Here is a 22,667-nt window from a genome sequence, read left to right on the forward strand (position 1 = left end):
GTAAGGTCCGCCCGTTGGTGGGTCTTGTTGGATGATGTTTGAACTTGGAGGTGGCCGGTGGGTGTGCTCGCTGAGGCGAACCTGCGGCTAGACGCGAACGCGGTGGACTACGTCCTGCTCGCGTTCTACTTCGTTCTGGTGTTGGGCATCGGCTACCTCGCCCGCAGGCAGGTGTCGACCAGTCTCGACTTCTTCCTCTCCGGCCGGTCGCTCCCGGCCTGGGTGACCGGTCTCGCCTTCATCTCGGCGAACCTCGGCGCGATCGAGGTCATGGGGATGTCGGCGAACGGCGCGCAGTACGGCATGCCGACCGCGCACTACTTCTGGATCGGCGCGGTCCCGGCGATGCTGTTCCTCGGCATCGTGATGATGCCGTTCTACTACGGCTCGAAGGTCCGCAGCGTGCCCGAGTTCATGCTGCGCCGCTTCGGCAAACCCGCCCACCTGGTCAACGGCATCAGCTTCGCGGTCGCCCAGATCCTGATCGCGGGCGCCAACCTGTTCCTGCTGGCCACCGTGGTGAACCTGCTGCTGGGCTGGCCGATCTGGGTGTCGGTGATCCTGGCCGCGGTGATCGTGCTCGCCTACACCGCGCTCGGCGGCCTGTCCGCCGCGATCTACAACGAGGTGCTGCAGTTCTTCGTGATCGTCGCCGCGCTGGTGCCGCTGACCTTCGTCGGCCTCTACAAGGTCGGCGGCTGGCAGGGCCTGGTGGACAAGGTGACCAACAGCCCCGGCGGCGCGGAGCAGCTCAACTCCTGGCCGGGCAACGAGCTGACCGGTTTCGGCAACAACTTCCTCTCCGTGCTCGGCCTGGTCTTCGGCCTCGGGTTCGTGCTCTCCTTCGGGTACTGGACCACCAACTTCGTCGAGGTCCAGCGCGCGATGGCGTCGAAGAGCATGTCGGCCGCGCGCCGCACGCCGATCATCGGTGCCTTCCCGAAGCTGCTGATCCCGTTCATCGTGATCATCCCCGGCATGATCGCCGCGGTCACCGTCACCGAGCTGGTGCAGTTCAAGGGCGGTGCCGACGTCGAAGGCGTGGACTACAACTACGCCCTGCTGCTGCTGATGCGCGACCTGCTGCCCAACGGCATGCTCGGCATCGCCATCGCCGGTCTGCTGGCCTCGTTCATGGCCGGCATGGCGGCGAACCTCAGCTCGTTCAACACGGTGTTCACCTACGACATCTGGCAGTCCTACGTCAAGAAGGACAAACCGGACGGCTACTACCTCAGCTTCGGCCGCCTGGTCACCGCCGCGGGCACCATCCTGGCCATCGGCACCGCGTTCATCGCGTCCAGCTACTCGAACCTGATGGACTACCTGCAGCAGCTGTTCTCGTTCTTCAACGCGCCGCTGTTCGCCACGTTCATCCTCGGCATGTTCTGGAAGCGGATGACCGCGACCGCCGGCTGGACCGGCCTGGTCTCGGGCACGCTCGCCGCGATCGGCGTGTTCCTCCTCGCCGAGACCGGGGTGTGGGACCTGCCCGGCCAGGGCGCCAGCTTCATCGGTGCCGGTGCGGCCTTCGTGGTCGACGTGGTGGTCAGCGTGGCGGTCACCTACGCCACCCAGCCCAAGCCGGAGTCGCAGCTGGTCGGCCTGGTGTACTCGCTCACGCCGAAGGACACGCTGAAGCACTCGGACACCGGTGAGGACAGCGGCTGGTACCGCAAGCCGGGCCTGCTGGCCGGCATCGTGCTGGCGATCACCATCGTGCTGAACATCATCTTCTAGGAGGGCCGGGACATGAGCACGGAATCCACCCCGCGCCGCGCCGGCGGCTTCGACATCCGGCTGATCATCGCGTTGCTGATGGGCGTCTACGGCCTCGTCCTGCTGGTGATGGGTATCGGCTTCACCACCGAGGAGGAGCTGAACCGCGCCGACGGGCTGAACATCAACCTGTGGGCCGGGATCGGCATGCTGGTCTTCGCCGTGGCCTTCGTGCTGTGGGCGAAGCTGCGGCCGCTGGCGGTGCCGCCGCCGGCCACCGAATGACCGGATGACGAGGTTGTGCACGCGTGGCGGCCGGCGGGCCGCTACCGTGCAACCCGTGTCTTCAGCTGTGCGCCTCCGATCCGCGGTGACCGCCGCGGTGGCCGTACTCCTGCTCGGTTCGGTCGCCGGGTGCGGTGCCGACCTGGCCCGCTCGAACTTCCAGCGCACCACGGTGCCGCCGGAACCGGGCGCGTCCGGCGGCACCGGCCCGGCGCCGAACGGCGAGATCACCGACCCGGCCGTGTCGGCGGCGGCACTGCGGCTGATCGAGCCGTGCGCGCTGCTCTCGGCCGAGGCGTTCAGCGGGGTCGGCACCCCGGCCGAGCCGCGGCCCAGCGGCTGGGACCGCTGCTCGGTGGACGTCACCGACGCGGGGAAGAAGGAGATCAAGGTCTCGCTGGAGATCGGCGGCATCCTCATCGGCTCGATCGACGAGGCGAAGACCGCCGTCGAGGGCCTGCCGCAGCTGGAGCGGAAGGACGGCGACGACTGCTCGGTCACCGTGGTGACCTCGAAGGAGCCGAAGTCCGGCATCGTGCTGCAGGTCGGCTATCCCGGCGGTGACCCGTGCGGTGCCGGGCGCACGACGATGCAGCGGCTGGTCAAGGCCCTGCACAGCAATCCGAAGAAGCACCCGAACCCGGCCGGTTCGGTGATCGGCGTGGACGCCTGCGTCAGCGTGGACGCCGCGGTGGTGGCCGAGGTGCTCGGCGGCAAGCCGGACGAGCCGTCGCCGATGGGCCTGCACGGCTGCGCCATCCGCTCGCGCAGCCCGCAGGTGATGATCAACTTCCGGCCCACCTCCGCCCCGGCCGAGGAGGACGGCGCCAACCCGGTCGACCTCGGTGGCGGGGTGCGGGGCTACAGCAAGGTCCGGGTGAAGGACTCCCCGGAGTGCACGGTGACCTGGCAGCACCGGACCACCGGCACCGACGAGTACGGCATGGAGACCGCCGAACAGGCCGAAGTGGACTACCAGGGCGCCGACGGCACCCCGGAGTCCGACGGTTCCTGCGACAAGGCGGTCAAGGTGGCCAAGAGCGTGGTCGCCAAGCTGCCGAAGCCCTGACGCGCGCGTCTGCCTTGGCGCCGGCGGGCCGGGGGAGGTAGGAAGGTCCCGCAGCGTTGTCCAGTGCGGGAGGCTTCGATGAAGAAGATCATCAACGATCCGGCCGACGTGGTCGTCGAATCGCTGAGAGGCTTGGCCGCGGCGCACCCCGGGCTGCTGCGGGTGGTCGAGGACCCGGCACTGGTGGTCCGGGCCGACGCGCCGGTGGACGGCAAGGTGTCGGTGATCTCCGGCGGCGGGTCCGGGCACGAACCGCTGCACGGTGGTTTCGTCGGGCCGGGCATGCTCGACGCCGCGGTGCCGGGTGCGGTGTTCACCTCGCCGACGCCGGACGCGGTGCAGGCCGCCGTCGAAGCCACCACCTCCGCCGCCGGCGCGCTGCTGATCGTGAAGAACTACACCGGCGACGTGCTGAACTTCGAGACCGCCGCGGAACTGGCCGCCGCCGAGGGCACCGAGGTGCGCAGCGTGGTGATCGACGACGACGTGGCGGTCGCCGACTCCACCTTCACCGCCGGTCGCCGCGGGGTGGGCGGCACCGTGCTGCTGGAGAAGATCGCCGGGGCCGCCGCCGAACGCCGGTACTCGCTCGACGACGTGGAAGCCGTCGCCCGCCGGGTGATCGGCCAGGTGCGCTCGATCGGCGTCGCGCTCACCCCGCCCACCGTGCCGCACGCCGGTGAGCCGAGTTTCACCCTGGCCGACGACGAGATCGAATTCGGCATCGGCATCCACGGCGAGCCGGGCCGCGAGCGGATCCCGGCCGAGCCCGCCGACCAGCTGGTGGCCCGCATGCTCCGCGCGATCACCGAGGACCTGCCGTTCGGCGAGGGCGACCGGGTGCTGCTGTTCACCAACTCGATGGGCGGCACCCCGCAGGTCGAGCTGTACCTGGCGCACGGCATCGCCGAGCGGCTGCTCGCCGAACAGGGCATCACCGTGGAGCGGCGGCTGGTCGGGCCGTACGTCACCAGCCTGGAGATGCAGGGGATCAGCTTGACGCTGCTGAAACTGGACGACGAACTGGTCGAGTTGTGGGATGCCTGGGTCAACACGCCGGCGCTGCGGTGGGGAGTCTGAAATGGGTTGTGACGCACAGGGCGTGGTCCGCGCCATCCGGGCGGCGGCCGAGGTGGTCGGCGAGCACCGGGCCGAGCTGGTCGAGCTGGACCGGGCGATCGGGGACGCCGACCACGGCGAGAACCTCAACCGCGGCTTCACCGCCGTGCTGTCCGCTTTGGACTCCGCGGCACCGGGTTCGCCCGCGGCGGTGTTGAAGACCGTGGCCACCACGTTGATCTCGAAGGTCGGCGGCGCGGCGGGACCGTTGTACGGCACGGCTTTCCTGCGAGCCTCGACTTCACTCGGCGATGTGTCCTCATTGGACGCCGAGGCGGTGGTGACCGCGTTGCGGGCCGGGCTGGACGGGGTGAAGGCGCGGGGCAAGGCGGAGGTCGGCGACGCGACCATGATCGACGCGCTGGCGCCCGCGGTGGAGGCCGCCGAGTCGGCCGCGAAGCAGGGGGGAGCCGACGTCGTCGACATCGCCGCCGTGCTGACCGCCGCCGCGGACGCCGCGGACCGCGGTTGTGAATCCACAGTGGACCTGGTGCCGCGCAAGGGCCGCGCCTCGTACCTGGGGGAGCGGGCGGTCGGCCACGCCGACCCGGGCGCGCGCTCGACGGCGCTGCTGCTGCGTGCCTTCGCGGAGGCCGCCCGATGAGCCGCGTGGGTCTGGTGCTGGTGTCGCACAGCGCGAAGCTGGCCGAGGGCGTGGCGGAGCTGGCGGCCGAGATGGCGCCGGAGGTGACCGTGGTGCCCGCCGGTGGCTTGGACGGGGGCGGGCTCGGCACCGACTACGACGCCGTGGTCGCCGCCGTGCAGCGCGCCGATTCGGGTGCCGGGGTGGTGCTGCTGTACGACCTGGGCAGCGCGCAGATGACCGCCGAACTGGCCACCGAATCGCTGGCGGACCCGAACGCCGCGGTGGTGGCCGACGCCCCACTGGTCGAGGGCGCGGTCGCCGCCGCGGTGGCCGCGCAGGGCGGGGCCGACCGGACCGCGGTGGTCTACGCCGCCGCCTCGGCCGGTGCGGCGCCGGACCCGGCGGAGGCCGCGGACCGCCCGGCCGAGGAGTCCGCCGAGTTCACCCTGCGCAACGAGGTGGGCCTGCACGCCCGCCCGGCCGCCCTGCTCGCCCGAACCCTGGCCGACGTGGACGCCGAGGTCCGAGTCCGCCTCCGCGACGCCGAGGTCGACGCCCGCAGCGTGCTGGGCCTGATGTCGCTGGGCGCCCGCCAAGGCGACAAAATCCACCTCGACGCACGTGGCCCCCAAGCCGCTGACGCCATCGCGCGAGCCCGCACCCTGATCGACAACAACTTCAACGAATAGTCGGCCGCCACCCAGCCCACCGAAGCCCGGCTCACGCCACTGGGAGCCGGGCCAACCCAAGCACCGCAATAACAATCCGGCTGACTCAACCGGCGCTACAGGAACCCGGTCACCCAACACGACAGGGGATCGGGCCACCCAAGCCACAGGAAGGCTGGCTAACCCAACTGGCGCAACGGAAATCGGCCGAGCAACCAGCGCAACAGGAGGCCGGTCCACCGGCCTGCGCAAGCCTGCTGCCCCGATCAGCGCAACAGGAATCGGTTGCTCACCCCCGGCAACAAGAGGCCAGGCCCTCCAGCGCGACGGGAGGCCCGGCCAAATCCACCGAAGCACAGAAGCCTGCTAACCCGATCGACGCAACGGGAAGCCAGCCAGTCACCCAACGGAACAGCAAGCCTTGCCCCCAACGGAACAGTAAGCCTGGCCCCCCAACGCAACCGGGCAGCAAGGCACCCAAGAAGACCCACCACCCACCCACCCAACAAGAAACCCACCCACCAACAAGAACCCACCCACCCAATAAGAAACCCACCCACCCAACAGGAACCCGCCCGCCCACCCGGCGCAAACAGCGGCGACCCCAACAGGAACCCGCCCGCCCACCCGGCGCAAACAGCGGCGACCCCAACCGGAAGCCGGGCCACCCACCCAGGGCAGCACCCACACCCCCCGCCCCACCCCGGTCCACAGCCAAGAACACGGCGGAGAAGGCTTTGTCAAGGTACTCCCTCCCGCCTTGACAATGCCTTCTCCGCCGTAGTCACAATGATCGACCGGGGTGGGGCCCGGCGGTGAGCGTGTCCGAACCGGTGGAATTGCCGTCCACCACCCGATTCCGGAAACGTTAGCGTGCCGCATGCGAAGAAACCGGTTCCGGGCGGCTGGATTCCTCCTGCTGGTTGCGCTGCTCAGCGGTTGCGCGAGCACCGTCATCGGCAAACCGTCACCCGATCGGGCGGAGCAGGCACGCATCGAAGAGGAGCGGTCGCCGTTGACGGCGGCCGCCGCCTTCGGGAACTACACCACCGTCGACTACTGCTCCCTGCTCGACTTGCCCGCCCTGAACAACACCGCCGAAGTGACCGGCCGGCCCAGCACTTCACCGGACAACTGCATCGTCGCGGTCGAGGTCGACGGCGCGCAGGCCGACCTCTGGCTCGGCGGGGTGATCGACGAGCTGGAGCGCAACGAGATCACCCCGACCACCGAGATCGACCGCGCCCCCGAACTCGAACGCCAGCTCACCATCCACAAATCCGGCACCGACTACGAGGGCAACTGCTACCGCTACCTCGTCTTCGCCGACGAGCACAGCCTGCAGGCCAACATCAGCAGCTTCGGCTCCCCCGGCGGCGCGGACGTCGCCCCGGAAAGGTGGTGCCCGATCGCGGAAGAGGCACTGGAGCAGGCCGCGACCGCGGTGGTGGAAAGCGCGTGGGGCACCTGAGCTTCCCCGCGGGCTCACTCGGCGCGCTCGACGCCTGCGCGATCATCACCGACGCCGAAATCGGCGCGCACCTCGGTTCGGCGCGGACCGCGCGCAAGACACCGACCAAGCACAGCTGCCGCTGGGGCCGGTCCGGCGAAGACCACGTTTCGCTGTACTTCTCCATCGACGAACCGTTGAGCGCCGACGCCGGTTACGTGCCGGAGACCCCCGGCGGCCGCCAGGCCATGGTGTGGAACAGCAGCAGCGGTTACTGCTCGGCGCAGACCACGCTCAAGCCGTGGCCCGGGGCGCAGGCCGGTGAGCTGGAAACGGTGTCGATCTTCGTGTCGATGCGCGCCGGTGGGGACCCGTGCGGGGTGCTGCGCAACGTCGCCAACACGGTGTTCCCGCGCCTGCCCGCGTGAGCCTGCCCCCATCTTGCTCGATCCCGAACCGCCACCGGGCCGTTCCCGTGTCACCATCAGGGCTTCTACCGGCGAGTAACCTACGGAGGCCAATCGTGGCACGGGAGTTCTCGAGTGTGGGAGTGGTCGGGCTGGGCACCATGGGCGCGGGGATCGCCGAGGTGCTCGCCCGCAGCGGACTGGACGTGGTGGCCGTCGAGGTGGACGAAGCCGGGGTCACCAGGGGCCGGGGCCACCTGGCGCACTCGACCGCCCGGGCGCTGGCCAAGGGCAAGCTGAGCGAAGACGAGCACGCCGCGCTGCTCGGCCGCGTGCGCTGCACCACCTCGCTCGCCGAACTCGCCGGCGTGGACCTGGTCATCGAAGCCGTGCCGGAGAGCCTCGAACTGAAGGCCGAGATCTTCGCCAAGCTGGACAAGATCACCAAGCCGCAGGCGATCCTGGCCTCCAACACCTCCTCGCTGTCGGTGACCGAGATCGGCGTGCACACCTCGCGGCCGGGCAAGGTGGTCGGGCTGCACTTCTTCAACCCCGCGCCGGTGCTGAACTTCGTCGAAGTGGTGCGCACGGTCGTCACCGAACCGGACGTGGTGACCGACGTGGTGGCGTTCGCGCGGCGGCTCGGCAAGGAGCCGGTGGTCACCGGCGACCGCGCCGGGTTCATCGCGAACGCCCTGCTGTTCGGCTACCTGAACCACGCCGTGCGGATGTACGAGGCGCGGTACGCCACCCGCGAGGACCTCGACGCCGCGATGCGGTTCGGCTGCGGTTACCCGATGGGGCCGCTGGCGCTGCTCGACCTGATCGGGCTGGACACCGCCTACGAGATCCTCGAATCGATGTACCGGCAGTCGCGCAACCGGTTGCACGCGCCGGCCCCGCTGCTCAAGCAGATGATCACCGCCGGACTGCTCGGCCGGAAGACCGGCCGGGGGTTCTACACCTACCGGGCACCGGATTCACCGGTGGTGGTGGACGCCGCCCCCGAACCGTCCACAGTGGACGCCGCACCGCGGGCGGTCGGGGTGGTGGGCGTGGTCGGCACCGGCACGATGGCCACCGGCATCGCCGAGGTCTTCGCCAAGCGCGGGTTCGACGTGGTGCTGCGCGCCCGGAGCGCGGACAAGGCGCAGGCCGCGCTGGGCGGGGTCGGCAGGTCGCTGGACCGGCAGGTGGCGAAGGGGCGGCTGACCGCCGAGGACGCCGCGGCGGCCCTGGGGCGCATCCGGCCGGCGGTGGAGTTCGCCGAACTCGCCGACGTGGACCTGGTGGTGGAGGCGGTGGCCGAGGACCTGGCGGTCAAGCGGGCGGTGTTCGCCGCACTGGACGAGGCGGTGAAGCCGGGCGCGATCCTGGCCACCACCACCTCCTCGCTGCCGGTGATCGAGTGCGCCGCGGCCACCGGCCGCCCGGCCGACGTGCTCGGGCTGCACTTCTTCAACCCGGCGCCGGTGATGAAGCTGGTCGAGGTGGTCGGCACCATCGCCACCGCACCCGAGGTGGTGGCCACCGCGCACCACCTCTGCCGGTCGATCGGCAAGCACCCGGTGCACTGCGCCGACCGCGCGGGCTTCATCGTCAACGCGCTGCTCTTCCCGTACCTGAACGACGCGGTGAAGATGCTGGAAGCGCACTACGCCGAGTCGGCCGACATCGACACCGCGATGAAGGTCGGCTGCGGCCTGCCGATGGGGCCGTTCGAACTGCTGGACGTGGTCGGCCTCGACGTCTCGCTGGCCATCCAGCGGACCCTGTACAACGAGTTCCGCGAGGCCGGTTTCGCGCCGGCGCCGCTGCTGGAACACCTGGTCACCGCGGGCAGGCTGGGCCGCAAGACCGGCAAGGGCTTCCGCGACTACATCTGATCGGCCGACACGCCGGACCACGGGACGCCCCAGCGCGGAACCGAACCGGCCTCAGGAGCAGCAGCCACCACCGCAGCAGCCGCCGCCTCCGCCGACCGGGGCGGGGGCGGCGGACGAGCCGGTCAACGCGACCGTGTTCAGCAGTTTCACCGTGTCGGCGTGCCCGCCGGGGCAAGGCGCCGGTGCGCCGGATTCGGCCATCGGGCGGACCAGCTCGAAGGTCTCGGTGCATTCCCGGCAGCGGTAGGCGTAGGTCGGCATACCGCCATTATCGCGGCCGGGGCCCCGAAGTGGGAAGCTGGCGTCGTGCTGACCGATCACCCGCACCTGGCCCAGGTGGTGCCGTCCGCGCTCGCCACGCTCGGGGTCGGCGGTTTCACCGACACGCTCGGCTTCGGCGAAGCGTCCGGCATCTGCGTGCTGCTCGTCGACGGACTCGGCTGGGAGCTGCTGGAGGCGCACCCCGAGGACGCCCCGGTGCTGAACGAACTCACCTCCTCCCAGCTGCGGGTCGGCTACCCGTCGACGACCGCCGCCGGGCTGGCCGCGATCGGCACCGGCGTGCCCTCGGGTGAGCACGGCATGGTCGGTTACACCTTCGAGGTGCCGGGGGCCGGGGTGCTCAACGCCCTGCGCTGGTGCAGCCACGACCACGGCGGCGACCTCCGCGGCACGCTGCCGCCGGAGCAGGTCCAGCCGCTGCCGACCACCTTCGCCCGCGCCGCCGCGGCCGGGGTGCGCACGAGCGTGGTCTCCGAAGCCCAGTTCGCGAACTCCGCGTTGACGCAGGCGGTGCACCGGGGTGCCCGGTACCGCGGCGTGCACGCGTTCGGCGACCTCGCCGCCCGCACGCTCGACGCCCTCGCCGAGCCGCGTTCGTTCTGCTACTCGTACCACAGCCAGCTGGACCTGCTCGGCCACGTCTACGGCCCCGGCTCGGCCGCCTGGCGGATGCAGCTGCGCCAGGTGGACCGGCTGGTGGAGTCCGTGGTGGACGGCCTGCCGCCGGGCGCGCTGCTGGCGGTGGTCGCCGACCACGGCATGGTGCTCGTCGACGACAAGCTGGACCTCGACGAAACGCCCGAACTGCTGGCCGGGGTCCGGGCGATCGGCGGCGAGACCCGGGCGAGGCACGTGTACGCCGAAGAAGGTGCCGAGGCGGACGTCCTGGCCGCGTGGCAGGAGGTCCTCGGTGACCGGGCGTGGGTGTTCGGCCGGGAGGAAGCGATCGCGAACGGGTTGTTCGGGCCGGAGGTCAGCGCGCACGTGCGCCCCAGGATCGGGGACGTGGTCGCCGCCGCGAAGGGCGCGTTCGGCATGGTGCGCGAACTCGCGGAGGCGGTGGAGTCCTCGTTGCTGGGGCAGCACGGCTCGCTGACCACCGCGGAGCAGCTGGTGCCGCTCGCGGTGGCTACGGGTTCTGGGTGATCTTGAACCCGGGTGTGGTGTTCCGGATGTCGATGTGGTTGTTGCTCAGCTTCAGGTTGTTGAAGGTGGCTGAGCCGACCGCCGGGCCTTCACCCGGTTCCGGCAGCTCGTTGGCCCAGATCCCGAAGCCCGACTTCGCCTGGAACTCGTCCCCGCTCAGCCTCGCGCCGCTGATGCTGACGTTGGTGAGCACGGTGTCCTGCACCGCGTTCAGCGGTTGCCCGCCGGCGTAGTCGGTCTGGAACATGATGCCGTGGTAGGTCGGGTCCACGATGTCCACATCGGACAGCCGGATGCCGGTGAACGCCTTCGACGCGGAGAACAGCCAGATCCCGGGGAAGGTCTGCGCGCCCCAGAAGTGGCCGCCGCCGCGCACCACCGAGATGTTCTGGAAGTTCGTCGGCTGCGGTCCGAAACCGTGCATCGGATAACCGAAGTCGAGCGACGAAATGGTGATCGCCGAGTAGGTCAGCGTGTCCGCGAGGTGGAGGTTGCGGAAGGTGTTGCCGTACCCGCCGTAGACCGCCAGGCCCGCGGCCCGCCACGGCAGGATCGCGGTCAGGTTCTCGTAGACGTTGCCGAACTGGTTGCCCGGGTTGTTGTCGGTGGCGGCGAACAGGGCGAAGCTGTCGTCACCGGTGGACCGGGCTTCGTTGTTGTCGACGTGGTTGCCGGTGCTGCCGTTGGTGAAGTTGAGCCCGTCGGCGAACAGGTTCCGGATCCGTGAGTTCGACACCCTGGTGCCGTCCGTGTTCGACCCCCAGAGCAGGCACATCTGTGCTCCACCCAGAGGTCGTCGATGGTCATGTTCGCCACGTTCGAGAAGTCGAACACCTTGCCGGGCCCGTCGTTGCGCGAGGTGTAGTTGCCGAACACGGCGAACTTCGAGAACTTCGAGCCGTTCGCGGTGGCGTCGGCGCGGAAGCCGATGTCGGTGTTCTCCGCGTTCGCCGGCGCGACGAACCGGGTGAACCAGACGCCGGCGCCGACCACGTCGATCGCCTTGCCGTAGACCTGGAACTTGTTCGACGTGGCGTAGTCGCCGGCGGGCAGGTAGACGCCGGTGAGCGTGCCGGTGGCGTCCATCCGCACCTTGTCCAGCGCGTTCTGCACGTCCTGGTGGGTGAACCCGGCCGGTACGGCGTAGCGGGCCGGGTCCGGGTTCGCCCGCGGTGCCACCTGCTCGAAGTTGACGAAGTCGATGGCGTACTGCGAACTGTTCGCGGAGTCCTTCTGCAGCTTGATCTTGCTGCCCGCGGGCACGGTGGTGCCGAGCAGCGTGCTGGCTTCGTCGTAGATGTGACGCGGCCCGCCCGCCCCCGGGCTGTTGCCGGGACCGGCTTCTGGGCCGTACAGCCACGCGTGCTTCGAGGTCAGCGTGATCGGCTTGAGGAACTGGCCGTTGACGTAGACGTTCAGCGTGGCGGTGAGTCCGCCGCCGCCCGGCGCGTCCGGGATGGAGAACCGGGTGACGAGCGTGTTCGTGCTCGTCCCGGTGGTGAATTCGACGGCGCTGCCGGTGCTGTCGAGCGTCACCGCCCGCCGTCCGGAGGCTTCTCCGGCCAGGTCGCCGATCGTCCGGTTGGGGCCGACCACCGACGCGCCGCCGGTGACCACGCCGTCCTCGGCCTCGACCGACTCGTACGGCATGTTGGCGCCGCGCCCGACGAACAACGGCTGGCTGGTGGTGTTGTTGGCCTGCTTGACCGGCAGTTCGTTGGCGTCGGCGGCGAGCACGGTCTTCACCGTGTACTTGCCGTCGACCGCGGGCCAGCCGCCCAGGGAGACCGGTGCGGTGGTGGTGCCGGGAGCGATGACGCCGGTGTGGCTGCCGGTCAGCGTGCGCACCACGGAACCGGTGGTGGTGTCGGTGACGGTCAGCGTGATGCCGTGCGCACCACCGGCCGAGGCGGCGGTGCCCTGGTTCTTGATCGCCACCGAGAAGTTCACCGCGGTGCCCGCGGCCGGATCGCCGGGCGTCCAGCCGACCGGCGACGCGATCAGGTCGGAGCTGGGCACCGGGGTCACCACGAGCGGCGACGGACTGCTGAACGCGTTGTTGGCCTCGTTCTGCTCGACCACCTTGTTGCCCTCGTCGACCTTGGCGCTGATCGGGTGGTCACCGGCATCGCGCTGGCCGATGTTCACCGAGACGGTCGCCGATGCCCCCGCCGCCAGCGGGCCGACCTGCGCCGTGCCCGCCTTCGCGGTGCCGAGGTACAGGTTGACGTCGGTGGCCGCGGACGGGCTCGAACCGGTGTTGCGCACGGTCGCGGAAACGGTCACCGGATCGGTCTCGACCGGGTTCGCCGGTGTCCACGACAGGCCCGTGACGGTCAGGTCCGGGTTCGGTGCGGGCACCCCGAGCGTCTGGAACTCGGCGACCTGCCCGGACGGTGCGCCGGAGTTGCTGGTGATCCGGAGCCGGACGTCGGCTGCCCTGGCGGTGAGCGGAATGGTCACCGTGTTGCCGGTGGCCGGGTCGAAGCCGTACGACTTGGCGGCGGCGAGCGTGGTGAACCCCGCGGCCGACTGCTCGCGGCCCTCCACCGCGACGGTCTGCGTGCGGCTGGCCCAGATCGGATCGGGGTCGAGCTTGACCACCACGGCGTTCAGGTCGGCGTTCGAGCCGAGTGCGACGGTGAGCAGGCTCGGGTAGGCGCTGCCTTCCCAGTAGGTCGCGGTGTTGTTGTCGTTGGCGTTGGCCGCGATGAACGAGTGCACCGTCGAGGAAGCGGTGATCGGCTTGCCCACGGCCAGGTTCGCACCGGCGGCGGTGCCCGCGCGGGTCACCGTGCCGCTGTCCGCCGACTGGTTGCCCGCGGCGTCCCTCGCCCGCACGGAGTAGGTGACGGTGGTGCCGTCTGGCTGGTTGTCGGTGTGGGACAGCACGGTGCCCGCGACGCTGGTGCGCAGGACGCCGTTGGCGTAGATGTCATATCCGGCCACCCCCACGTTGTCGGTGGCGGCGGACCAGGTGAGCCGGATCTGCCCGGTCCCCGGCTCGGTGAACGCCAGGTCCGACGGCGCACCGGGTGCCTGGGTGTCCCCCGTGGACGGTCCGGAGACGGTGAGTTCGCCGAGCTGCCCGGCGGGCCAGCCGGTGTTCGCGGTGATCTGTACCCGCAGGTAGCGGACGGTCGCCGTGGTGAAGTCGATGGTCACCGCGTTCCCACCGGCGGGGTTGAAGATCCGTCCGGCGGACGTGGCGAGATCGGTGAAACCGGTGCCGTCGGTGCTGCCGCGCACGCTCAGCGTCTGCGTGCGCGTGCCCCAGCCGGACGGCAGTTCCAGCTCGACGCGGCTCGCCGGGACCGCGGCCCCGAGATCGGCCTGGAGCCAGTGCGGGAAGGCGCCGTTCGCGCTTTCCCAGTAGGTCGACGGATTGCCGTCGCCCGCGTTGCCCGCCGGGTGTTCGGGGTGCGAACTGCTCGCGGTGAGCGTGCTGGCGAGGGGCTGGAATCCGGCGGGCCGGGCTTCGAACTCGGCGAGTTGCGCCGCCGGGGCCCCGGTGTTGGCGGTGATCTCCACCCGGAGGAACCGGGCGACGGCCGGTGGGAAGTCGATCCGGACGGTGTTGTGCTCGGCGGGGGTGAAGGTGTGCTCGGCCGCGGCGGAGATGGTGGCGAAGCCGGTGCCGTCGAGACTGCCCTGCAGGCTGAGCCGCTGCTGCCGCGCGGCCCAGCCGGCGGGCAGCTTCAGCGTCACCTGGTCGACGCTGCGTTCGGCACCGAGGTCCAGCTGCGCCCATTGCGGCAGCGAGCTGCCGCTGCTCTCCCAGTAGCTGTCCTGATCGCCGTCGTTGATCTTCGAGGCGTGGGCAGGAGCGCTGCTGGCCTGGGCGGCCGCGGCGGTGCCGCCGATCGCCGGGAGCACGGCCGCCGGCGCCGCCACCAGCAGTGCGGCCACGGCCAGGCTTGCCGCACGGGGTCGTTTCTTCGATCTCACCAGAACCGTCATCACCGGGGAACCTCTCCGTTGAGGGGCGATTGAGCGGGTTATTACTGGAATCTGCCTAATTTGTGACAAGTCAATGTCATCTTCTTGCGTATAACTGTTCAAGAGTTGCAGACGCGCTGGTGGGAGTCAACGGGCGGCAGGACGCCGGTGTGGTGGCCCGGCGGTGCTTCGGCTGGGCTCGCGGATACCGTGACCGCGTGCCCCGACGCAACAAGCCCTCGCGTGGTCGCGCGAGTTCGCCTGCGCGCGACGTGGGCGGGGCGTCGGGGTGGGCGAGCACCGAGTCGGCGGCGGACGGCGACTGGCTCGTCCGTTCGGTGCCCGGCGCGCACGCCACCAAGGTCTACCGGTGCCCCGGCTGCGACCACGAGATCCGCCCCGGCGTACCGCACGTGGTGGTGTGGCCCGCCGACGGGACCGGGTCGGTGACCGACCGGCGGCACTGGCACCGTCCCTGCTGGGACGCCCGAGCGAGGAGGAGGCCCGGCCGGTGGTGAGGATCGGACCGAACACCGTGCTCCCCGCGCGACGCGAGGCGGTGACGCTGCACACCGAGGACGGCCTCCGGCTGGTCGGCGAGCTGGCCCGGCCCGCGGACCGCGACCCGGTGGCGACCGTGGTGCTGCTGCACCCGCTGCCCACGCACGGCGGCATGATGGACTCGCACGTGCTGCGCAAGGCGGCCTTCCGCCTGCCCGCACTGGCCGGGCTCGCGGTGCTGCGGTTCAACACGCGAGGCGCGGCCAGCGAAGCCGGGCGCAGCGAGGGCACCTTCGGCGCCGCCGAGGCCGAGCGCTTCGACGTCGCGGCCGCACTCGACTTCGCCCGCCGCCGGGGCCTACCCCGGGTGTGGCTGGCCGGCTGGTCGTTCGGCAGCGACCTCGCGCTCATGCACGGCACGGACCCGCTCGTCGAAGGCATCGTGCTGATCGCGCCCCCGTTGCGCTGGAGCAGCCCGGTGCAGCGGGCTGCCTGGGCGCACACGGGCAAGCCGGTGGTGGCCTTGGTGCCGGAGTTCGACGACTACCGGCGCCCCGGCGAAGTGCGCGAAGGCTGCGCGATGATCCCGCAGGCGCGGGTGCTCACCCTGCCCGGCGCCGGTCACCTGCTGGTCGGCCACGCGGACGCGGTGCTCGACCACCTGGTCTCCGTCATCGCCCCGGAAACACCCACGCCGCTGCCGCGGGACTGGGACGGTGACTGCGAAAACCGTCAGGTGACCATTGTGGACAGTGAACGGCGGTAGTGGGTTGAGCGCTGTCCTTGGTAGTCCTCCTCCAGGTAGGGCGTGAAGCCGAGCTTCTCGGCCACCCGCCGGGACGGTTCGTTGACCAGTGCCACGGAAATCACCACCGGACGGCTGGGCAGCGCGCGCTCCGCCCAGGCGACCGCGGCCCGCGCCATCTCGGTGGCGTAGCCCTTCCCCCAGCTCTGCGGGCGGAAGCGGTAGTACAGGTTCACCAGCTGCTCGTCGTGCAGTTCCTTCGACTGCAAGCCACCCACCCCGGCGATCTCCCCGGTCGCGGCCTCCACCACGGCGAAGTAGCCGAAGCCGTGCTCGGCCCAGTGCCAGAGCCAGTACTCGAACTGCTTGCCCGCCTGGTCGGCGTCGGGCGGGTCGGAGTTGTACCGGTTCGTCTCGGGATCGGCCTGGATCCCGACGACGGCGGCCCGGTCCTCCCGGCGCAACGGACGCAGGATGAGGCGCTCGGTGTGGATGGCGTGGAACGTGGTCACCCGGCGACCGTAACTCCGCGCACCGACAAGTTCAGGCCGAGTGCAGGAACTCGTGCTCCGGGCGAGTGGGCCCCGGTTCACCGGAGCTCGGTGCCGGACTCAGCTCGTGTGCGCCGACTTGAGCAGGCGGGTCAGCACGGCGGTGTCGCCGAAGGTCTCCACCTGGGTGACGTCCCGTCGCTGCCAGAGCAGGAGCAGCAGGTCGGCGGCGGCGGCCCGCACCGCCACCGCGCCCTTCGCGTGCTCCCGGGTGACCCGCCAGGTGCCGTCGAAGGTGATCGACCACTCACCAGGGCCGTCCGTGGCGTGCAGGTGGACCGAGCCACCGAGGTCCTCGGCCGGGGACTCGTGGAGGAAGTGGGTGAGGAACTCGTCGATGCCGTCGGCCGCCAGTTCCCGGCCGATCGGCACCTCCTGACCGGCCGCGAGCGAGGCGTCCCAGGCGTGGACCGCGGCTTCGTGGGCCATCCGGCGCTGGACGAACCCCGCCGTCCGGTCCGCCGACCAGGTCCACACGGGCTTGGCCGGGTCCGCCCGGCGCACGGCCTCGACCAGGTGCCGCAGGTTGTCCGCGTACCGGTCGAGCAGCTCGTCGTCGGCGGGCCGTTCGGGTGCCTGGTAGTTGTCCGGCCCGCTGACCAGCCCGCTCAGCTGCAGCCGCCAGAAGTAGAAGACCTCGCAGGTGTGCCAGACCAGGTCGGCCACGGTCCAGTCCGGACAGCTGGGCACCGGTCTGGACAGGTCGGTGGCAGCCGCGGCCAGTGCGCTGCCGTGGTGCGCCAGCTCGGCGGTGTACTGCTCTCGGTTCATCGGGCAACCCTATTGGGCGCGGAGTTGGGCACACCTGGTCGCCGGGCGGGCCGGGGTGAGCGAGAATGACGCAATGCCGCAACTGCGCATCGCCATGGCCCAGGTCAACCCCACCGTCGGGGACCTCGCCGGAAACGCCGACCAGACCGTCGAATGGACGCGCAAGGCCGCCGAGGCCGGCGCCCACGTGGTGGTCTTCCCCGAGATGTCGCTGACCGGGTACCCGGTGGAGGACCTCTCCCTGCGCAAGACCTTCGCCGAGGCGTCCCGCGCCAAGGTGGACGAGGTGGCCAGGCGGCTCGACGAGGCGGGCTGCGGGGAGGTGCTGGCCTACGTCGGCTACCTCGACCTGGACGAGGCCGGACCACGGGACGCCGCGGCCGCGGTGTACCGGGGTGAGGTGGTGGCCAGGCAGTTCAAGCACCACCTGCCCAACTACGGCGTGTTCGACGAGCACCGCTACTTCAAGCCGGGCACCACGCTCGACGTGGTCCGGTACCACGGCGTCGACATCGGCATGGTCATCTGCGAGGACATCTGGCAGGACGGCGGCCCGGTCGCCGCGCTCGGCAAGGCCGGCGTCGACCTGGTGGTGGCGCCGAACGCCTCGCCGTACGAACGGTCCAAGGACGACATCCGGCTGCCGCTGATCGCCCGGCGCGCCGCCGAGGCCGGTGCCCCGCTGGTCTACACCAACCAGGTCGGCGGGCAGGACGACCTGGTCTTCGACGGCGACTCCATCGTGGTCGCCGCGGACGGCAGGCTGCTGGCCCGCGCCCCGCAGTTCACCGAGCACCTGCTCGTGCTGGACATGGAGATCGAAGCGGGCGGCCACGCCGCCGACGGTGAACTGGCCGGGCTGCACGTCAACCGCCGCGTGCTCTCGTCGGACCCGCTGCCCGCCTACGAACCGCTCGCCGAGCCGCCGGTCAGCGAGCCGCTCTCGGACGAGGCGGAGGTGTGGTCGGCGCTGGTCGTCGGCCTGCGGGACTACGTGCAGAAGAACGGCTTCCGCTCGGTCACCTTCGGCTTCTCCGGCGGCATCGACTCGGCCGTGGTGGCCGCGCTGGCCGCCGACGCGCTCGGCGGCGACGCGGTGCACGGCGTGTCGATGCCGTCGAAGTACTCCTCGGAGCACTCGCGGTCCGACGCCGCCGAACTGGCCCGCCGCATCGGCGCGCACTTCCGGACCGAGCCGGTCGAGGACATGGTCAAGCTCTACGTCGACCAGCTGAAGCTGACCGGGCTCGCGGAGGAGAACATCCAGGCCCGCACCCGCGGCATGCTGCTCATGGCACTGTCCAACCAGGACGGGCACCTGGTGCTGGCCACCGGCAACAAGACCGAGCTGGCGGTGGGCTACTCGACCATCTACGGCGACGCGGTCGGCGGCTTCGCCCCGATCAAGGACGTGTTCAAGACGCACGTGTGGCAACTGGCCCGCTGGCGCAACGCCGAAGCCGAGAAGCGCGGGGAGACCCCGCCCATCCCGGAGAACTCGATCAGCAAGCCGCCGTCCGCGGAACTCCGCCCGGACCAGCTGGACTCGGACTCCCTGCCGGACTACGCGCTGCTCGACGACATCCTGGACGACTACGTCGAGGGCGACCGCGGCTTCGCCGACCTGCTCGCCGCCGGGTTCGACGCCGAGGTGATCGACCGCGTGGTCCGGATGGTGGACAAGGCCGAGTACAAGCGCCGCCAGTACCCGCCGGGCACGAAGATCACCTTCAAGGCGTTCGGCCGCGACCGCCGCCTGCCGATCACCAACTCCTGGCGCGAGGTCCACTGACTGCGCTTTTGGTCGGGAGTTCACCGTCGGTGGGTGTTCCCGGTCACCGCGTTTCCGTAGCGTCCGATGGGTTCCCCCCACCACCAGCGGAACCCATCGGAGGCACAACGTGTCGACCTTCAAGAGACGGAACTTCCTGCGCGCGGCGGTGCTCGGCGCGGGCGTCACCGCGTTCGGCAACACGTTCACCCCGTCCGCGCTGGCGAACCCGGCGCAGAACGGCCCCAGCCCGTACGGCCCGCTGCAGGCCGCGGACGCCAACGGCATCCAGCTCCCGGCCGGGTTCACCAGCCGGGTCGTGGCCCGGTCGCGGCAGCAGGTCGCCGGCTACACCTGGCACGACGCGCCGGACGGCGGCGCGGTGTTCGCCGACGGCACCGGCTGGATCTACGTGTCCAACTCCGAGATCGCGGTCGGCGGCGGTGCCAGCGCGTTGAAGTTCAACGCCGGCGGCGGTATCACCGCCGCGTACCGGGTGCTGTCGAACACGCGGTTGAACTGCGCCGGTGGCGCCACCCCGTGGAAGACCTGGCTGTCCTGCGAGGAGATCGACGGCGGTTACGTCTACGAATGCGACCCGTGGGGCGTGAAGGCGGCCGTGCGGCACCCGGCGATGGGCCGGTTCAAGCACGAAGCCGCCGCCGCGGACCCGGTGCGCAAGGCGGTCTACCTGACCGAGGACGTCTCCGACGGCTGCCTCTACCGCTTCCTGCCGACCACCTGGGGCGACCTCTCCGCGGGCAAGCTGCAGGTGCTGCGCGCCGGCACCGCCACCTCCGGTTCGTTCACCTGGGCGGACGTGCCCGACGTCGACGGCTCGCCCACCGCCACCCGCAACCAGGTCTCCGGCGCCAAGCGGTTCAACGGCGGCGAGGGCCTGCACTACGCGAACGACACCGCCTGGTTCACCACCAAGGGCGACAACCGGTTGTGGCAGCTGAACCTGGCGGACAACACCTACGAACTCGCCTACGACGACTCGCTGGTCAGCCCCGGCACCGCCCCGCTGACCGGGGTGGACAACGTGACCGGCAGCGCGTCCGGTGACCTCTTCGTCGCCGAGGACGGCGGCAACATGGAGATCTGCGTGATCACGCCGAACGACGTGGTGGCGCCGTTCCTGCGGATCAACGGCCAGAGCGGTTCGGAGATCTGCGGCCCGGCGTTCACCCCGGCCGGGAACCGGCTGTACTTCTCGTCGCAGCGCGGGACCAGCGGCTCCAGTTCGGGCGGCATCACCTACGAAGTGACCGGCCCCTTCCGGAGCTGAACACGAAAAAGCGGGGCCCCGGCAACCGGGGCCCCGCTTCTGGAACTCAATCCTTCTTGCGCCGCAACAGGCTCCGCACCTTCTTCAGCGCCTGTTCGGCGTCGGAGTCGAACGGGTTGTCGTGCACCAGGTAGGTCCACGTCGAGGTGGCCCGCCGCACCCCGGACGCCGCCAGGTCGACGCCGTTCTCGGTGATCTCGGCCTCCTCCAGCGAGGCGATCGAGCGCTTCTCGGTCTCCGGGATGATCTTGTGGAACTCCGGGATGGCCGCGCGGTGGAACTCGTCGAGCGGGGTTTCCCTGGCCAGCGCCCGCAGGTGGATGCTCTCCCGCACGTCGGTCAGGAACGCCAGGTGGTCCGACCACAGCTGGTCGATGTGGAACAACGCGATCTCGCGGCAGACCTGCGCCACCTTCTCCTCGTCGTCCAGCGCCTCGGACAGCTCCTTGAACTTCTCCGGCGCGCCCTGCTCCAGCTGCTCCTTGGCCAGGTCGGTGCGCAGCAGCTTGTCGCGGTGCGCCAGCAGTTCGGTGCGCTGCCGCTCGATCAGCCGGGTGTAGCGCCAGGTGTTCCGGTGGATCTCCAGGTCGACGCCCTCGGCCACGCGCTGCGCGTGCTTGATCTGCCGGTGCGCGGCCACGTCGGTGATCTCGCCGGTTTCGGGGTCGGAGTCGATGCCCTCGGGGATGTCCGGCGCGTTCTGCAGCACCAGGTCGTCGTTGAGGCTGGCGAAGAAGATCGAGCTGCCCGGGTCGCCCTGCCGCCCGGCGCGACCGCGCAGCTGGTCGTCGAGCCTGCTGCTCGGGTAGCGCGCGGTCCCGATCACGTGCAGCCCGCCCAGCTCGGCCACCCGGTCCCGGTCCTTGCCGTCCCTGCCGCCGAGCCGGATGTCGGTACCGCGACCGGCCATCTGGGTGGACACCGTCACCGCGCCGTACCGACCGGCGTCGGCGATGATCTCGGCTTCTTCGGCGTCGTTGCGCGCGTTCAGCACCACGCACTCGAGGCCGACCTTCGCCAGCTTCTCGGCCAGTTCCTCGGACTCGGCCACGTCCTGGGTGCCGACCAGGATCGGCTGCCCGGTCTCGTGCACCCGCGCGATCTCCTCTTCGATCGCCCGCAGCTTCTGCGACGGCGAAGCGAAGATGCGGTCCTTGGCGTCCTCGCGGATGTTCTCGGTGTTCGGCGGGATGACCGCCACTTCCAGCTTGTAGAACTCGCGCAGCTGCTCGGCGACCGCCACCGCGGTCCCGGTCATGCCCGCCACCTGCGGGTACCGCGCCATCAGCGCCTGCACGGTGATCGAGTCCAGGATCTCGCCGCGGTCCGACGGCGGCACCTGCTCCTTGGCCTCGACGGCCGCCTGCAACCCGTCCGGCCAGCGCTGGAGCTCCGCGACCCGGCCGCGGGAGGCGTTGATCAGCTGCACCTTGCCGTCGCGGACCAGGTAGTCGACGTCGCGTTCGAGCAGCGCGTGCGCGTGCAGGGCGACGTTCACCGCGGCCAGCCGGTCCTGCCCGGTCCCGGACTCGCTGTAGAGGTCGATGCCGCCGAGCGACTTCTCCACCACCGACGAACCGGCGCTGGTCAGCCAGGCGTTGCGGCCGTCCTTGTCGGTCTCGTAGTGCAGGCCGAGGCGCAGCCGCCGGACGACGTTGGCCACCTCCTCGTCGGCCTGGCCGGCGTCCACCGAACCGGCCATCACCAGCGGCACCCTGGCCTCGTCGACCAGCACCGAGTCCGCCTCGTCGATGATCGCCACCTCGGGCTCCGGCTGGACCAGCTCGTCGGCCCTGGTGACCAGGCGGTCGCGCAGCATGTCGAAGCCGATCTCGCTGACCGCGCCGTAGGTGACCTCGGCGTGGTAGGCCGCGCGCCGCTCCTCCCGGGTGCGCGACGGCTCCACCCAGCCGACGGACACGCCGAGCAGGTCGAAGATGGGCTTCATCCATTCGGCGTCACGACGGGCCAGGTAGTCGTTGACGGTGACCACGTGCACGCGCTTGCCCTGCAGCGCGTACCCCGCCGCGGCGAGCGCGCCGGCCAGCGTCTTGCCCTCACCGGTGGCCATCTGCACCACGTGCCCGGTGAGCAGCCCGAGGGTGCCGAGCACCTGGACGTCGAAGGCGCGTTCGTCGAGCGCGCGGCGGGCCGCCTCGCGACCCAGCGCACCCAGTTCGACGAGCTGGTCGTCCCCCCACGTGCCGACCTCGCGCAGCTTCGCCGCGGTTTCGGTCAACTCCTCGTCGGAAAGCTTCTCGAGCTCCGGCTCCCGCTTCTCGACGGCGGGCAGGAGGGCTTCGTAGCGGGTCAGTTCCACGCTGGCCGGACGCTGGATGATCCTGCGCAACCGTTTGCCGACCCGGCTCATCAACGCTGCCACCCGTGCTCTCCTCTGTCGTGTCGCGCCCAGCGGGCGATGTTCCGCTTGCCCAACGCGGCCCTACCGCGTCCGAGTTCCGCTCTTCGGTGCTGGCACCA

18 protein-coding genes and 1 pseudogene are annotated in these 22,667 nt (G+C 70.6%); 14 read left to right on the plus strand and 5 right to left on the minus strand.

The features are described 5' to 3' along the window. Positions 1-57: 57 nt before the first annotated feature. The 9 genes from AC07EG_RS37065 to AC07EG_RS37105 all read left to right on the plus strand — a co-directional run bounded on the left by AC07EG_RS37065 (position 58) and on the right by AC07EG_RS37105 (position 9,189). Positions 58-1,740 (plus strand): sodium:solute symporter family protein, encoded by a 1,683-nt coding sequence (locus AC07EG_RS37065; RefSeq protein WP_478257939.1) that lies wholly within the window; start codon positions 58-60, stop codon positions 1,738-1,740. 12 nt (positions 1,741-1,752) lie between these two features. Continuing rightward, positions 1,753-2,004 (plus strand): hypothetical protein, encoded by a 252-nt coding sequence (locus tag AC07EG_RS37070; RefSeq protein WP_478257940.1) that lies wholly within the window; start codon positions 1,753-1,755, stop codon positions 2,002-2,004. A gap of 55 nt (positions 2,005-2,059) precedes the next feature. Beyond that, positions 2,060-3,073 (plus strand): DUF3558 domain-containing protein, encoded by a 1,014-nt coding sequence (locus AC07EG_RS37075; protein ID WP_478257941.1) that lies wholly within the window; start codon positions 2,060-2,062, stop codon positions 3,071-3,073. Positions 3,074-3,151: 78 nt separating this feature from the next. Further along, positions 3,152-4,153: a dihydroxyacetone kinase subunit DhaK gene (dhaK, locus tag AC07EG_RS37080; RefSeq protein ID WP_478257942.1), complete on the plus strand. Its 1,002-nt coding sequence runs from the start codon at positions 3,152-3,154 to the stop codon at positions 4,151-4,153. 1 nt (position 4,154) lies between these two features. Continuing rightward, on the plus strand, positions 4,155-4,796 hold the full coding sequence (gene dhaL, locus AC07EG_RS37085) for a dihydroxyacetone kinase subunit DhaL (protein WP_478257943.1): 642 nt from the start codon (positions 4,155-4,157) through the stop codon (positions 4,794-4,796). Then, a complete protein-coding gene (dhaM, locus tag AC07EG_RS37090) occupies positions 4,793-5,467 on the plus strand; it encodes a dihydroxyacetone kinase phosphoryl donor subunit DhaM (protein WP_478257944.1) in 675 nt (224 codons plus the stop codon). The genes dhaL and dhaM overlap by 4 nt, the downstream gene beginning before the upstream one ends. Before the next feature lie 859 nt (positions 5,468-6,326). Continuing rightward, complete coding sequence (locus AC07EG_RS37095; RefSeq protein WP_478257945.1) at positions 6,327-6,917, plus strand: hypothetical protein; 591 nt, start codon at positions 6,327-6,329, stop codon at positions 6,915-6,917. Further along, complete coding sequence (locus AC07EG_RS37100; protein ID WP_478257946.1) at positions 6,905-7,324, plus strand: hypothetical protein; 420 nt, start codon at positions 6,905-6,907, stop codon at positions 7,322-7,324. The genes AC07EG_RS37095 and AC07EG_RS37100 overlap by 13 nt, the downstream gene beginning before the upstream one ends. Before the next feature lie 95 nt (positions 7,325-7,419). Next, entirely contained in the window at positions 7,420-9,189 is a 1,770-nt protein-coding gene (locus tag AC07EG_RS37105; RefSeq protein WP_478257947.1) for a 3-hydroxyacyl-CoA dehydrogenase family protein, read from the plus strand. A gap of 51 nt (positions 9,190-9,240) precedes the next feature. Here AC07EG_RS37105 and AC07EG_RS37110 read toward each other — a convergent pair whose 3' ends face one another. Continuing rightward, positions 9,241-9,450: an FmdB family zinc ribbon protein gene (locus tag AC07EG_RS37110; RefSeq protein ID WP_478257948.1), complete on the minus strand. Its 210-nt coding sequence runs from the start codon at positions 9,448-9,450 to the stop codon at positions 9,241-9,243. Positions 9,451-9,495: 45 nt separating this feature from the next. On the opposite strand from AC07EG_RS37110, the gene AC07EG_RS37115 reads away from it, so the two are divergent. Then, positions 9,496-10,617, plus strand: a complete 1,122-nt coding sequence (locus AC07EG_RS37115; RefSeq protein WP_478257949.1) for an alkaline phosphatase family protein — start codon at positions 9,496-9,498, stop codon at positions 10,615-10,617. On the opposite strand, the pseudogene AC07EG_RS37120 reads toward AC07EG_RS37115, so the two are convergent. Continuing rightward, positions 10,601-14,577 (minus strand): annotated as a pseudogene (locus tag AC07EG_RS37120) (discoidin domain-containing protein). The gene AC07EG_RS37115 and the pseudogene AC07EG_RS37120 overlap by 17 nt on opposite strands. Positions 14,578-14,774: 197 nt before the next feature. Between AC07EG_RS37120 and AC07EG_RS37125 the strand changes: the two are divergent. Both AC07EG_RS37125 and AC07EG_RS37130 read left to right on the plus strand, forming a co-directional pair. Next, entirely contained in the window at positions 14,775-15,074 is a 300-nt protein-coding gene (locus AC07EG_RS37125; protein ID WP_478257950.1) for a hypothetical protein, read from the plus strand. Further along, positions 15,071-15,823: an alpha/beta hydrolase gene (locus AC07EG_RS37130; protein ID WP_478257951.1), complete on the plus strand. Its 753-nt coding sequence runs from the start codon at positions 15,071-15,073 to the stop codon at positions 15,821-15,823. The genes AC07EG_RS37125 and AC07EG_RS37130 overlap by 4 nt, the downstream gene beginning before the upstream one ends. On the opposite strand, the gene AC07EG_RS37135 is transcribed toward AC07EG_RS37130, so the two are convergent. Both AC07EG_RS37135 and AC07EG_RS37140 read right to left on the minus strand, forming a co-directional pair. Next, a complete protein-coding gene (locus AC07EG_RS37135) occupies positions 15,790-16,314 on the minus strand; it encodes a GNAT family N-acetyltransferase (RefSeq protein WP_478257952.1) in 525 nt (174 codons plus the stop codon). The two genes, AC07EG_RS37130 and AC07EG_RS37135, sit on opposite strands and share 34 nt — an antisense overlap. A gap of 99 nt (positions 16,315-16,413) precedes the next feature. Next, entirely contained in the window at positions 16,414-17,124 is a 711-nt protein-coding gene (locus AC07EG_RS37140; protein ID WP_478257953.1) for a maleylpyruvate isomerase family mycothiol-dependent enzyme, read from the minus strand. Between the two features lie 73 nt (positions 17,125-17,197). Here AC07EG_RS37140 and AC07EG_RS37145 point away from each other — a divergent pair, with 73 nt between their 5' ends. Then, entirely contained in the window at positions 17,198-18,916 is a 1,719-nt protein-coding gene (locus AC07EG_RS37145) for an NAD+ synthase (protein ID WP_478257954.1), read from the plus strand. Between the two features lie 109 nt (positions 18,917-19,025). After that, positions 19,026-20,186, plus strand: a complete 1,161-nt coding sequence (locus AC07EG_RS37150) for an alkaline phosphatase PhoX (RefSeq protein WP_478257955.1) — start codon at positions 19,026-19,028, stop codon at positions 20,184-20,186. 46 nt (positions 20,187-20,232) lie between these two features. On the opposite strand, the gene secA2 is transcribed toward AC07EG_RS37150, so the two are convergent. Further along, positions 20,233-22,569, minus strand: a complete 2,337-nt coding sequence (secA2, locus tag AC07EG_RS37155; protein WP_478257956.1) for an accessory Sec system translocase SecA2 — start codon at positions 22,567-22,569, stop codon at positions 20,233-20,235. Between the last annotated feature and the right edge of the window lie 98 nt (positions 22,570-22,667).

The sequence above is a fragment of the Amycolatopsis sp. NPDC045836 genome, from assembly GCF_056431745.1.